The sequence below is a fragment of the Chromohalobacter sp. 48-RD10 genome (genome assembly GCF_029889785.1).
GTDB lineage: Bacteria > Pseudomonadota > Gammaproteobacteria > Pseudomonadales > Halomonadaceae > Chromohalobacter.
The window spans coordinates 135,282-147,704 of record NZ_JARANX010000004.1; the positions used below are offsets into that span (position 1 = coordinate 135,282).

General features: G+C 60.4%; 12 protein-coding genes and 3 tRNA genes. 11 read left to right on the plus strand and 4 right to left on the minus strand.

Translation table 11 applies throughout. The annotated features are described in order from the left end of the window. The first annotated feature begins 32 nt into the window (after nt 1–32). The 5 genes from OP496_RS06865 (at nt 33) to OP496_RS06885 (ending at nt 2,303) form a co-directional block, all read left to right on the plus strand. On the plus strand, nt 33–1,277 hold the full coding sequence (locus OP496_RS06865; protein WP_280562771.1) for an aspartate kinase: 1,245 nt from the start codon (nt 33–35) through the stop codon (nt 1,275–1,277). 218 nt (nt 1,278–1,495) lie between these two features. Continuing rightward, the gene (csrA, locus tag OP496_RS06870; RefSeq protein ID WP_040239634.1) at nt 1,496–1,693 is read left to right on the plus strand and encodes a carbon storage regulator CsrA; all 198 of its coding nucleotides are present in this window, start codon (nt 1,496–1,498) and stop codon (nt 1,691–1,693) included. A 228-nt stretch (nt 1,694–1,921) separates the two neighbouring features. After that, nucleotides 1,922–2,014, plus strand: a tRNA-Ser gene (locus OP496_RS06875). A gap of 38 nt (nt 2,015–2,052) precedes the next feature. Continuing rightward, nucleotides 2,053–2,129, plus strand: a tRNA-Arg gene (locus tag OP496_RS06880). Between the two features lie 97 nt (nt 2,130–2,226). Continuing rightward, nucleotides 2,227–2,303: transfer RNA gene (locus OP496_RS06885), tRNA-Arg, on the plus strand. Nucleotides 2,304–2,446: 143 nt separating this feature from the next. On the opposite strand, the gene OP496_RS06890 is transcribed toward OP496_RS06885, so the two are convergent. Together OP496_RS06890 and OP496_RS06895 are read right to left on the minus strand one after the other, a co-directional pair. Continuing rightward, the gene (locus OP496_RS06890; protein ID WP_280562772.1) at nt 2,447–2,794 is read right to left on the minus strand and encodes a hypothetical protein; all 348 of its coding nucleotides are present in this window, start codon (nt 2,792–2,794) and stop codon (nt 2,447–2,449) included. Then, nucleotides 2,787–3,260 (minus strand): PepSY domain-containing protein, encoded by a 474-nt coding sequence (locus OP496_RS06895; protein WP_280562773.1) that lies wholly within the window; start codon nt 3,258–3,260, stop codon nt 2,787–2,789. The genes OP496_RS06890 and OP496_RS06895 overlap by 8 nt, the downstream gene beginning before the upstream one ends. Before the next feature lie 216 nt (nt 3,261–3,476). On the opposite strand from OP496_RS06895, the gene OP496_RS06900 reads away from it, so the two are divergent. The 5 genes from OP496_RS06900 (at nt 3,477) to tal (ending at nt 8,589) form a co-directional block, all read left to right on the plus strand. Further along, entirely contained in the window at nt 3,477–3,818 is a 342-nt protein-coding gene (locus OP496_RS06900; RefSeq protein WP_280562774.1) for a PepSY domain-containing protein, read from the plus strand. After that, nucleotides 3,815–4,486, plus strand: coding sequence for a response regulator transcription factor (locus tag OP496_RS06905; RefSeq protein ID WP_280562775.1), 672 nt, complete (start codon nt 3,815–3,817; stop codon nt 4,484–4,486). Before OP496_RS06900 ends, OP496_RS06905 begins: the two co-directional genes overlap by 4 nt. Beyond that, on the plus strand, nt 4,483–5,865 hold the full coding sequence (locus OP496_RS06910; RefSeq protein WP_280562776.1) for a sensor histidine kinase: 1,383 nt from the start codon (nt 4,483–4,485) through the stop codon (nt 5,863–5,865). The genes OP496_RS06905 and OP496_RS06910 overlap by 4 nt, the downstream gene beginning before the upstream one ends. Before the next feature lie 239 nt (nt 5,866–6,104). Further along, complete coding sequence (gene xylB / locus OP496_RS06915; protein ID WP_280562777.1) at nt 6,105–7,601, plus strand: xylulokinase; 1,497 nt, start codon at nt 6,105–6,107, stop codon at nt 7,599–7,601. A gap of 37 nt (nt 7,602–7,638) precedes the next feature. Further along, complete coding sequence (tal, locus tag OP496_RS06920; protein WP_280562778.1) at nt 7,639–8,589, plus strand: transaldolase; 951 nt, start codon at nt 7,639–7,641, stop codon at nt 8,587–8,589. Nucleotides 8,590–8,667: 78 nt separating this feature from the next. Here the strand turns inward: tal and OP496_RS06925 are convergent, their stop codons facing one another. Beyond that, nucleotides 8,668–9,663 (minus strand): LLM class flavin-dependent oxidoreductase, encoded by a 996-nt coding sequence (locus OP496_RS06925; protein WP_280562779.1) that lies wholly within the window; start codon nt 9,661–9,663, stop codon nt 8,668–8,670. Between the two features lie 98 nt (nt 9,664–9,761). Then, the gene (locus tag OP496_RS06930; RefSeq protein ID WP_280562780.1) at nt 9,762–10,355 is read right to left on the minus strand and encodes a VTT domain-containing protein; all 594 of its coding nucleotides are present in this window, start codon (nt 10,353–10,355) and stop codon (nt 9,762–9,764) included. A gap of 208 nt (nt 10,356–10,563) precedes the next feature. Here OP496_RS06930 and OP496_RS06935 point away from each other — a divergent pair, with 208 nt between their 5' ends. Continuing rightward, entirely contained in the window at nt 10,564–12,198 is a 1,635-nt protein-coding gene (locus OP496_RS06935; RefSeq protein ID WP_280562781.1) for a BCCT family transporter, read from the plus strand. The last annotated feature ends 225 nt before the right edge of the window (nt 12,199–12,423 follow it).

Genomic DNA, 12,423 nt, shown 5'->3' on the forward strand with positions numbered 1-12,423 from the left:
ATGCTTGGGAAAACCACCACGGACAGGCAGCTATGGCGCTATATGTACAGAAGTTCGGGGGGACCTCGGTGGGCTCGGTAGAGCGCATCAAGGCCGTCGCCGAAAAAGTGAAGCGATTCCGCGACGAAGGCCATCAAGTAGTCGTCGTGGTGTCGGCAATGAGCGGGGAAACCAACCGGCTGATCGATCTGGCCAGCCAGATCAACGATGAGCCCACGCCACGCGAAATGGATATGCTGGTGTCCACCGGCGAGCAGGTCACCAGCTCGCTGCTGGCGATGGCCTTGCACAAGCTGGATGTGGCGGCGACGTCCTATACCGGCGGTCAGGTCGGCATCCAGACCGACAGCGCTCACACCAAGGCGCGCATTCAGCGTATCGAGACCGACGACATTCAGGAAGATCTCGACGACGGCCAGGTCGTGGTCGTGGCCGGCTTTCAGGGTGTCGATGACGAGGGTAACATCACCACGCTGGGACGCGGTGGCTCGGATACCACCGGTGTCGCTCTGGCGGCGGCGCTCAAGGCCGATGAATGCCAGATCTACACCGACGTGGACGGCGTTTATACCACCGACCCGCGTGTCTGCTCCAAGGCACAACGCCTGTCTTCCATCACCGTCGAGGAAATGCTCGAGCTGGCCAGCCTGGGCTCCAAGGTATTGCAGATTCGCGCCGTCGAGTTTGCAGGTAAATACAATGTGCCGCTGCGTGTGCTGTCCAGTTTCGAGGACGGCCCCGGTACCCTGATCGTCGCTGAAGAAGAAGAGGCCTCCATGGAAGAACCGCTGATCTCCGGTATTGCCTTCACCTCCAGTGAAGCCAAGCTGACGTTGCTCAACACCCCCGATGTGCCCGGCGTGGCGTCCAAGATACTGGGGCCCATCGCCGATACCAACATCGAAATCGACATGATCGTACAGAACGTGGCGCCCGCCGGTGACTACACCGACTTCACGTTCACCGTTGCCAAAAGCGATTTCACACAGACTCGAAGTATCCTGCAGGATCAAGTGATCCCGGCGCTGGGTGGTGGTGAGCTGCGTGGCGATGAGAATATCGCCAAAGTCTCGCTGGTCGGTGTGGGTATGCGTTCGCATGCCGGCGTGGCATCCAAGATGTTCCGCGTGCTGGCCGACGAAAACATCAACATTCGCATGGTCTCCACCTCGGAAATCAAGATCTCCGTGGTCATCGACGAGAAGCAGATGGAGCTGGCCGTACGTGCGTTGCACTCCGCCTTCGGTCTCGATAAAGACAGCATACAAGGCGAATAAGCACAGAAATTTGGCCTTCCTGCCCCATCGGCTTCTACGCTAGGGGTGGCGTCAGGACGACGCCGGAAGGCCAGATGTGGCCTTTCATTCAGTGTATCCGTGGCTGCAAAGCACGCGCCATTGGCTCTCGGGGCCTGTATGACGCATAATTCGCCTTCGTACTGTCGCTTGGCGGTGCATGCATCCCGTTGGAAGAAAGCCTGAGAAGGAGATCAGACATGCTCATCCTGACCCGTCGCGTCGGTGAAACACTGATGATCGGCGACGACATCACCGTTACAGTCCTGGGAGTGAAAGGCAATCAGGTCCGTATCGGTGTCAATGCGCCTAAGGACGTAGCCGTACATCGCGAAGAGATCTACCAGCGTATTCAGCGCGAGAAGACCGATAGCGAAGACGGCGGTTCAAACGTTTGAAGTGACGCATGCGTGGGGCCGTCTGGGCTGGTGAAGTCGTCCCCTTTATCGGCTCGGGCTTTTGGATAAGGCATACTTTCCGGGGTGAGCAGTTTGACGCGAACGCAGTACGGCAAGCGAGTCTCCCGCTAGGCAAACAGTGACGGTAGAGATTGATATCAAGAGATTTTCAATCCGCTCTAGACAAGACCCCAGTATAATCGGTAACATACGCGCCGTGTTGATGAGGGAGAGATGGCCGAGTGGCTGAAGGCGCTCCCCTGCTAAGGGAGTATGGGGTTTGTAGCCCCATCGAGGGTTCGAATCCCTCTCTCTCCGCCAATCAACCCAATGCAGTGCATTGAAGTGAATAAAGTATTGCGCCCGTAGCTCAGCTGGATAGAGTACCTGACTACGAATCAGGTGGTCGGAGGTTCGAATCCTCCCGGGCGCACCACTTTAACAACGTGATTCAGTCACGTGATGATGCATGAGAGAGCCTTGGCTCTTGAGGCAGCGCGAAACACAGCAGAGCTGGTCGTGCGTTGTGTAAAGCGCCCGTAGCTCAGCTGGATAGAGTACCTGACTACGAATCAGGTGGTCGGAGGTTCGAATCCTCCCGGGCGCACCAGATATCAAGCCCGTCCCTCCGGGGGCGGGCTTTTTCGTCTGTGTCGACGATTCCCCTTCCTTGACGGCAAGACCTGTGATTTGCAGGTAAGCAGTCGTTTCCGGCACGCCTTGCGTGCCATTTTTTCGTTTCGTACTCCTTGATCAGTCGCCTGACTTGACGCGGTAGTCGCCCTCGAGCACCTGAGACGCGTGCGTGGCGTCTTGCGCCGGTGCGTCCTGGGCGCCATTGCCGCCAGCCGGGCGGGCCTGGTCGGCGCGAAACGCCTCGGCACGTTTCTTCATGCGGTGGCGCAAGAAGGGCAGCATCGCCCAGCCGACGATCAAGAAGAACAGGCCGAGCAAGGTGCCGACGATCATCATGGCGCCGAACAATAACCAGGTGGCGAGTAGCTTGAGCCCGCCGGCGCCCTGTGACGGGCGCGCCTGACGCGCCCGTTCCCGCCATTGCTGTGCCGCCTGCCAGGCGGCATTTTGCTGTCGATCAGTCATGTTCCACTCCGGTGACCGTTAGGTCATTGCGCTCGAGGCGAATGTCGATCTCACTATTCTGGGCGTCGTAGCCTTCTATATCCACATGCCCTCTTTCATCGACATCCAATTCAGAGAATCGTTGCATGCCGGATTCCTGAGCGTTGCTCAGTGCCTGGTGCAGTTCGTCGCTGGTCAGGCTCCAGTCAGGAATGGTGTCCTTGTGGCGTTTCTCGTGCACCAGGCTGCCATCCTCGATAAGCATGTCGATATCGAGTTGCCAGCCATCATCACGCCAGCCTTCCACCTCAAGACGGTTACCGTCATCGATGGCGACTTCGTCATAATGGGTGAAGCCATAGGTGCTGGCATCGTTGAGCAGTGACTCGAGCTTGCCGGGTGATAGGCTGCCATCATCGGCAAGCGCGGCGGTGGACAGTCCTCCTGTGAGGACCATCGGCATCATCAGCATATGCATCGTCTTCATGATTTACTCCTGGCTTGTGCCTCGAGATTGGTATGACATACCGCGACTGCGGATAGAGGCACGCTAACGCCGTCGACCTTGCAGTCACCTGAAAACGATGTTCATCTTTCATTCATGTTAACGATAGCGAGTATGCACGGCGCTGATGAGGTCTCCGGCATCGAGCCCTGCGGATATTCATGCTGCATTCATGTCGGCTGAGGCAAACTCGTGTCTATGAAACGCTTCAATCGCTGTATCAAAGCGCTGATGCTGGTGGCGGTGGGCATCATGGCCTGCCAGTCGCTGGTCGCGGCCGACGATGACGAATGGCGCTCACTGCACCGCGAGGTGGAGGAAGGGCGTGTGGTGGCGCTGCCCAAGGTGCTCGACTGGCTCGAGCGTCACTATATCGGTCAGGTGCTGGAGGTAGAGCTCGACCGCGGCGATGATGTGCCGCGCTATGAAATCGACATGATCGGTCCGCAGGGGCAGGTAGTTGAATTCGAGTTCGATGCCACGAGCGGGGAAATGATTGGTATCGAAGGGGTCAATATCGATGGGATGGCACGTCAATGAAGGTGTTGCTGGTCGAGGATGATACCGCGTTGGCACAGGCGCTCGGCGAAGCGTTCGTCGAGGCTGGACTGTTGTGGGAACATGCCGCGACCGGTCATGCGGCCGATTATCTCGTGCGCGTCGAATCCTATGACGCCGTGATTCTCGATCTGGGACTCCCCGATGGTGATGGCACGCGCTGGCTTGCAGCGTGGCGCGAGGATGGCATCGATTTGCCGGTATTGGTGCTCACGGCCCGCGAGCGCTGGTCGGACAAGGCGGCAGGCTTTTCCGCCGGCGCCGATGACTACGTCACCAAACCTTTCGAGACCGCTGAGGTGCTGTTTCGTCTGCGTGCCTTGGTGCGACGCAGCCACGGACATGCACACCCCATACTCAGGCTGGGCGAATTGGCGCTGGATACGCATACCGGCAGCGTTACTCTGGCGGGGCGTCCGATCACCTTGACGGCCCAGGAATCGCGGTTGCTGGCGTATCTGTTGCATGCCGCGCCGCGCATCGTGAGCCGTATAGAACTCTCTGAACATGTCTATGATCGTGATCATGAGCCCGACTCCAATGTCATCGACGTACAGGTTAGCCGCTTGCGTCGCAAGCTCGGCAATCAGCGCATCGTGACCTTGCGCGGGCAGGGGTATCGTCTGGTGGCACCCGAGGATGAGCAATGAGACGACGCCCCTGGCGCCAACGCCTCGCGCGTACTTCGATCCGCGCCCGGTTGCTGATCGCCTCGCTATTACTGGTCATGGTGGCGCTGCCCCTGGCGGGTACTGGGCTTGCCTACAATTTCCGCGATTCCGTCACCACCGCCTTCGACGACCGCCTCGAGTCGCTGCTCAACGTGTTGTTGGCCGGCGTGCAGGTCGATGCTCAGAATGAAAAGCTGCACATGACACGCTCGCTGGGCGATCCACGGTTCGAGCGGGTCTTTTCGGGGTGGTACTGGCAGATCAGCGATGAGGGGGACCAAACGCTGACGTCGCGTTCGCTGTGGGATCAGCGGTTGCCGACCGATGATGTCGACGGTATGGCGGTCACCGAAGTCGAGGGCCCGCGTGGTGACATACTGCGCGTCATTGAGCGTGATATCCGCCTGCCGGGGCATGCCGAGACGCTGCATGTCAGCGTGGCGGCGTCACGCGAAGAGCTGGATACCGAGGTGGCGCGTTTCGAGTGGCTGCTGGGCTTGTCGCTGCTGGCGCTGGGGGCCTTGCTGCTCGTTGGGCTGGCGGTGCAGGTTCGCTGGGGACTAGCGCCGTTGCGTCGCATGCATACCAACCTGCGCGCGGTTGAATCAGGCGATGCCGACAGCCTCGAGACGTATTTCCTGCCCGACGAGTTGGCTCGTCTGGCACGTGCCATGAACGGTGTGCTGGAGCGAGACAGGCGCCTGATCGAGCGCGGTCGTAATGCCGCTGGCAATCTGGCGCATGCGCTCAAGACCCCGGTCAGTGTGCTCACGACCCTTGCCGAACGCTTCCCACCTGACACGCGCGACCGCCTGCACGGTGAGCTGGGGCGCATCAATGACGCCGTACGTCATCATCTCGCCCGGGCCTCTGCCGCCGGCGGGGTCGTTCTCGCCGGCAAGGTAGACGCTGCGCAAACCCTGGCGCCAGTGCTCGAGGGGTTGACGCGAATGGGGCAGCGGCGCGGTATCCAGTTGACGCAATCGCTGGCCGATGACCTCAAGGTGCGCATGGAGGCCCAGGATCTACAGGAGCTGGTCGGCAATCTTCTGGAAAATGCGCTGCGCTGGGCCGACAGCCAGGTCACCGTGAGCTTTCATTCGCAGGCGGCTGGTGTCGAACTGTTGATCGAAGACGACGGGCCGGGCATGAGCGAAGAGCAGCGTGACGCTGCCCTGGCGCGAGGCTCCCGCCTTGACGAGCGACGCTCCGGTTCCGGGTTGGGCCTGGCCATCGTCGAGGATTTGATGACCTTGTACGGTGGCCGGCTTTCGCTGTCACGCGCTTCGCTCGGCGGACTCGCCGCACGTATCTGGCTGCCCACGTCACCGGTGGCGCCAAGCGGTACCGAGTCCTGATCGTCATCTGACGCGTTCGCAGCGTGCCAGCGGCGTTCATCGAGCAGTCTACTTTGTTCGGCGACCTGGCGAATGACGCGCGTTTCCGCGACGCTTATCTTCAGGCGCTTGAGTCCTTGCATGCCGAGGGAGCGCGCGCGACGCTCCACGCCTTGGTCGAGGGTCGTATGTCGTAACACGGCCAAGGAGCGGATACTCCATACCCCACCGGGGAATGCGATGCAGCCGAAGGAGAGAGCATGTACGTGGGCGTGGATTGTGGAACGCAGAGCACCAAGGTAGTGGTGGTCGATATCGAGCGTGCGGCGATTCTGGGCGAGGCGAGTCGTCCGCATCATCTGATCGAAGGCGATAACGGCAAGCGCGAACAGGATGTTAGCGAATGGATCGCGGCCTTGACCGAGGCGTTCCAAGAGGCGGTGAGCGCGGCGCGGATCGATGCGCACGAGATCCGCGCCATCGGTGTCTCGGGGCAGCAGCACGGCATGGTTGCGCTGGATGCCGATGGCCAGCCACTGCATCCCGCGAAGCTGTGGTGCGATACCGAAACGGCGCTGCATAACGAGACGCTGATAGAGCGCTTGGGTGGCCGGCAAGGCTGCCTGGACAAGCTGGGGCTGGTGTTGCAAACCGGCTTTACGGCCTCGAAAGTCGCCTGGCTGCGCGATACGCATCCGGACGCCTATCAGCGTATCTCCACCTTGCTGTTGCCCCACGACTATCTGAACTTCTGGCTGACCGGCGAACGTGTCGCTGAGTGCGGCGATGCCTCCGGCACCGGGTATTTCGATACCCGCACGCGCAACTGGCGTCATGATGTGTTCCAAATCATGGCGCCCGAACTGTCGCCGGACGCGGTACTACCGCGTTTGATCGACTCGCACGCCCCAGTGGGAACGGTGCGTCCCGAGGTCGCGCGCCTGCTGGGCCTCGGTGATGACGTTCTGGTGTCCAGTGGTGGCGGCGACAACATGATGGCGGCCATCGGCACCGGCAACATCGCCCCCGGTATGGTGACCCTGAGCCTGGGTACCTCGGGAACCGTATACGCGCATTCGGCCGCGTCGATGGAAGCCGAGGACGCCCAGGTGGCCAATTTCTGCGCCAGTCACGGCGGGTGGCTACCGCTTATCTGCACCATGAACGTGACCTCGGCGACAACCAAGGTTCGTGAGCTGTTCGGGTTCGATCTGGAGACCTTCGGCGAGCGGGTGGCTAGAGCCCCGCTGGGCGCCGAGGGCGTCATGGCGTTGCCTTTTTTCAATGGTGAGCGCGTCCCGGCACTGCCGCATGCCACCGCCAGCTTCGAGGGCATGACGAGTCTCAACACGACGGCGGACAATCTCTGTCGCGCGGTAGTCGAAGGGACGACGTTCGGGCTACGCTATGGGTTCGAACGCTTGGGCGAGCTGGCATCGCAGGCCAGCCAAGTCCGTCTGGTCGGCGGTGGCGCCAAGAGTGCCGTCTGGCGCCAAATCGTTGCCGATGTGCTGGATGTCGATGTGATCTGTCCACGCATTACCGAGGCTGCTGCCCTGGGCGGGGCGATTCAGGCTGCCTGGTGCGATACTCAGACGCGTGGGCGGGGCGAGTCGTTGGCGGCACTGACCGAACGCCTCGTCGAGGTGGATCTCGATACCCTGACCCGCCCGCGTGGCGAACCGGTGCGCCGTTATCAGGAACTCTACCAGCGTTACCGTCAAGCGCTGGCCGAACGCTACGACGTCGCGCCATGAGACGCGCGATGACCCTTTTCGTTACAGGATATTTGCCATGACGCAACTCGAGGCTCTCAAGCAACTTTCGATGGTAGTCGCCGATACCGGCGATCTCGAGGCGATCAAGCGCTATCAGCCGCACGATGCCACGACCAATCCTTCGCTGATCCTCAAGGCCTTCGAGCTGCCCGGCCATCAAGCGCTGATCGACGAGACGCTGGCGCAGGTCAAAGCCGATATCGCCGATCCCCAGGCCCGGGTCGACGAAGCAGTGGATCGTTTGTCCGTCGCCATGGGCAGTGAGATCACGCAACTGATTCCGGGGCGTGTGTCCACGGAAGTGGCTGCCAAGCTGTCCTTCGACCGCGAGGCGAGCATCAAGAAAGCGCATCGTCTCATCGAGCTTTACGAGCAGCGTGGGATCGGCCGTGAACGCGTGCTGATCAAGCTGGCCTCCACCTGGGAAGGCATTCGTGCCGCCGAACAGCTCGAGAAAGAGGGCATTCAGTGCAATCTGACGCTGCTGTTCTCCAAGGCGCAGGCCCGTGCCTGCTTCGATGCCGGGGTATATCTCATCTCGCCTTTCGTGGGCCGCGTCACCGATTGGTACAAGCAGAAAACCGGGCAGGAGTACGCGCCGGATGAAGACCCGGGCGTCGTGTTCGTGCGCGAGGTATGCGATATCGCCAGCCGCTACCGCTACGACACCGTGGTCATGGGCGCAAGCTTCCGTACCAAGGGCCAGATCCTGGGGCTGGCCGGCTGCAACCGCCTGACTATTTCGCCGGCGCTGCTCGAGGAACTCGAGGGCCAGGAAGGCGCGATAGAGCGCAAGATCAGCGATGTCGGAGATTCCAGCGAGCGACTCACACCGATCAATGAAACCGAATTTCGTTGGGGGCTCAATCAGGATGCTATGGCGACAGAGAAGCTCGCCGAGGGCATCCGCCGCTTCGCCGACGATCAGGCAACGTTGGAGGAGAAACTCGCCGCGCGGCTGGGGTGAGGCGCAGTCGTACTACATGAACGCAAAAGGCCGGCGTCAGCCGGCCTTTTGCGTTTGAAGGGATGAGTAGTGTGAGACTCAGCCTTTCCAGACATCGGCGAGAATCTCGTACGAGCGACGGCGGTCCTCATGGTTGTAGAAATCACCGTTGATCATGAGTTCGTCGGCCTGGGTATGTGCCAGGAAATTCTCGAGTTCCTCGCGGATCGTATCGGGGCCGCCGACGATGGAGGCGCCGAGGTTCTGGCTGACCATGGCGCGTTCCTGCGGCGACCAGTCGAGTGCTTCGACAGGCGGCAGGGTCCGCGTGCTCTTGCCGCGAATCAGGTTGAGGAACTTTTGCTGCTGAGTGGTGGCGAGATACTGCGCATGTGCGTCGCTGTCGGCAGCGACTAGCGGGATGCCCAGCATCACGTACGGCGCGTCCAGCACATCGGAGGGCTGGAACATCTGCCGATAGAGCTGGATGGCCTCGAGCATGTAGCCCGGCGCGAACTGTCCGGCGAAGGCGAACGGCAGGCCGAGCTGTGCGGCGAGGCGCGCGCTGAAGTCGCTGGAGCCCAGCAGCCAGAGCGGGACATGCGTGCCCTGACCGGGGATCGCCTTGACGCGCTGGTCGGGCTGGACGTCGCCCAGATAGCCGCGTAGTTCGGCCAAGCGGTCGGGGAAGTCATTCACGCCGGCGCGAGGATTGCGGCGCATGGCCTGCATGGTCACGCCGTCGGAGCCGGGCGCGCGTCCCAGGCCGAGATCGATGCGACCGGGATAGAGCGTTTCCAGGGTGCCGAATTGTTCGGCGACCACCAGCGGCGGATGATTGGGCAGCATGATGCCGCCACTGCCCACGCGGATACGTTGCGTCTTGCCAGCGACATGGCCGATGAGCAAGGACGTGGCGGCACTGGCGATGCCGTCGATGTTGTGATGCTCGGCCAGCCAATAGCGGTTGTAGCCCAGAGTATCGGTGAGCTGGGCGAGATCGACTATGCGTTCGAAGGTCTCGGCGGGCGTGCCGTCATGCGCGATCGGGGCGAGATCGAGCACGGATAGCGGAATCTGCGAGAGTCGGCTCATGATAGCCTCTTGGATCGGTAAACGTTAGCGTCCTCAATATTTTAGTCTGTTGGGATGGTGAGGACATAACTCAAGGCACGGACGCTTTCGAAACTTGCTCATGGCACTAACTGAGTCCACGCCCAGATACTAAAGAGCGCGATGCCCAGCACGCCGATGGGGCGTGCGTGGCGCCGCCACAATGACAGGGCTGCGTCGCCGGCAAGGTGCACCAGCAAGGCGAGGCCGAAATAACGCACGCCCCGGGCCAGCAAGGCGGCCAACAGGAACAACGGAAATGGGTAGCCGCTGGAACCGGCAGCGAGCATAGCGATCTGGAAAGGAATGGGAATGATGCCCACCGCGAGCACTGCCATAAAACCGTCGCTGGCCATGCGCGCCTGAAAGGCGGCATAGGCGTCCTGGCCACCGAACAAAGGAATAAGCGTCGTTCCCCAGGTATTCAATGCCCAGGCGCCCAGTGCGTAGCCGATACAGGCGGCGGCCAAGTTGCCGGCCAGCGCTACGCCTGCCAGGCGCCATTTGCGACGTGGCTGGGCCAGCATCCAGGGAATCAGGATGGTCTCGATGGGAATCGGCACCAGGAGGGTTTCCAGTATCGAAGCCAAAAACAAAAGCGACAGGGCATGCCGCGAATGTGAAAAATGCTCGAGCCAAGCAGTGGCGGACGCCAGGCGGTTCATGGACGGCATAATAGGCTCTTCAATGGCGTTTAATGGTTGATATGCTTAAATATAGATTACGGTTATGGTCGTGCAGCGTTGGTTCTGCCATCGTTGTCGATTGGTCTCACGAGCCCTGCTTTGGTTCCTTGGGCCATTGCAGGCATGCCGAGCTCGGTGATAAGAACCCGGAAGGTGCATGAGGCACTGTATCGTTGGAGACTAAAGGGATAACGGCATGGCCAATATTGGAAGGCAATACGTATTCATCGTCTCCGCCCTGATCGTTGCGGTTCTGGTCGCCATTGGTGCGGCCTTTCCCGAGGGCTTCGGTGAGGCGGCATCGACGGCATTATCAACCATTTCACACTATTTCGGGTGGTTCTACCTGTTCTCGGTCTTCGGGTTTGTAGTGTTCCTGTTGACGCTGGCCTTCAGCAAGTACGGCAAGATTCGCCTGGGCCCGCAGGATAGCTCGCCCTCCTACAGCTTTTTCTCGTGGGTCAGCATGCTGCTGGCGGCGGGATTTGGCGTCGGCTTGGTATTTTATGGCATGGCCGAGCCGATGACACACTTTCTCGAACCGCCTTACGGTGACATGGAAGGCGGCACCGAAGAAGCGGCACGCTATGCCATTCAATATAGCTTCTTCAATTGGGGCATTCATCAGTGGGCGGCGTTCTCGGTGGTGGGGTTGATCATCGCCTATTACCAGTTCCGCAAGGGGCAGGCGGGACTGGTGTCCAACGTACTGTCGAGCATGACCGCCAAGCGGCCCAAGTTGCGTAAGGTTGGGCCGGCACTGGATGTGTTCGCCGTGGTGGCGACCGTGATGGGGGTAGCGACCTCCATCGGCTTGGCGGTGTTGCAGATCAACGGTGGTCTACACGCAGTATTCGGTGTCGAGGAAGGCATCCAGTGGCAATTCATCATCATGGGTGCCATGTTCCTGTGTTACATGGTGTCCACCTGGTCGGGGCTGGATAAGGGGATCAAGCGCCTCTCCAACCTCAACATGGTGCTGTGCTTCGCGTTGATGTTCTACGTGTTGCTTACCGGGCCGACCGTGGCGATTCTCGAAACCATTACTCTGGGCATCGGTGATTACCTGCAGAACATCGTGGGGATGAGCCTGCGTATCGCGCCTTATAGCGATAATACCTGGGCGAGCAATTGGACGATTTTCTACTGGGCGTGGGTCATTGCCTGGTCGCCGTTCGTGGGGACCTTCGTGGCGCGTGTTTCGCGCGGTCGGACCATCAAGGAATATGTGTTTGGCGTGTTGATCGTGCCGCCGCTGCTGGCCTGCCTGTGGATCGGCGTCTTCGGTGGAGCGGCGCTCAATATGGAGCTGACCGGCGATGTCGGGCTGGCCTCGGCAACGGCTGACAACATCACCGTGGCGCTGTTCCAGATGTTCAACTTGATGCCACTTTCTAATGTATTGTCGATAGTGGCGCTGTTTTTGATCTTCATCTTCCTGGTGACGTCTGCAGACTCGGCGACGTACATCGTCTCGCAGATGACCGATGGCGGCTCACTGAATCCACCCTTGGTGAAGCGGATTATCTGGGGCGTGTTGATCGCAGCGATCTGTCTCACCTTGCTGGTTGCTGGAGGCTTGAACGGGTTGCAATCCGCCGCGGTGCTGGCGGCATTGCCCTTCACCTTTATTCTCTATGGCATGATTCTCGTCTTGGTCAAGGAGTTGCGGGCGGACCGCAAGGCAATGCTGACTTCGCTGTACCATCGTCACGGTGAGACCCCGGTCGGCGCCGATGCCTTCGAAGCTGAAACATTGGCCGATGCCGAGCGATATCGTCGCGCTCCGAATGTGGTCAACCGGCGTATCAATACGCGTGAAGGCGGGTAATGCATCACATGACGACATGTGTAACGCTCGGTTTCGGTCGGGCGTTTGACGTTGGTGAAAAGGCGCTCCACCCCTTATGGTAAGCCAAATTGCATGCACGGGAGTGAGGAGTGTCCCAAGTGGCCAAAGCAGGCAGGCGGCGACACCAAGGTGCCACTCGCCGCCGTAGAGGAGGCCCTGTGCGTCCCCGGGGCGGCGTCGACGCTTGGTTGAATCGACTGGTGA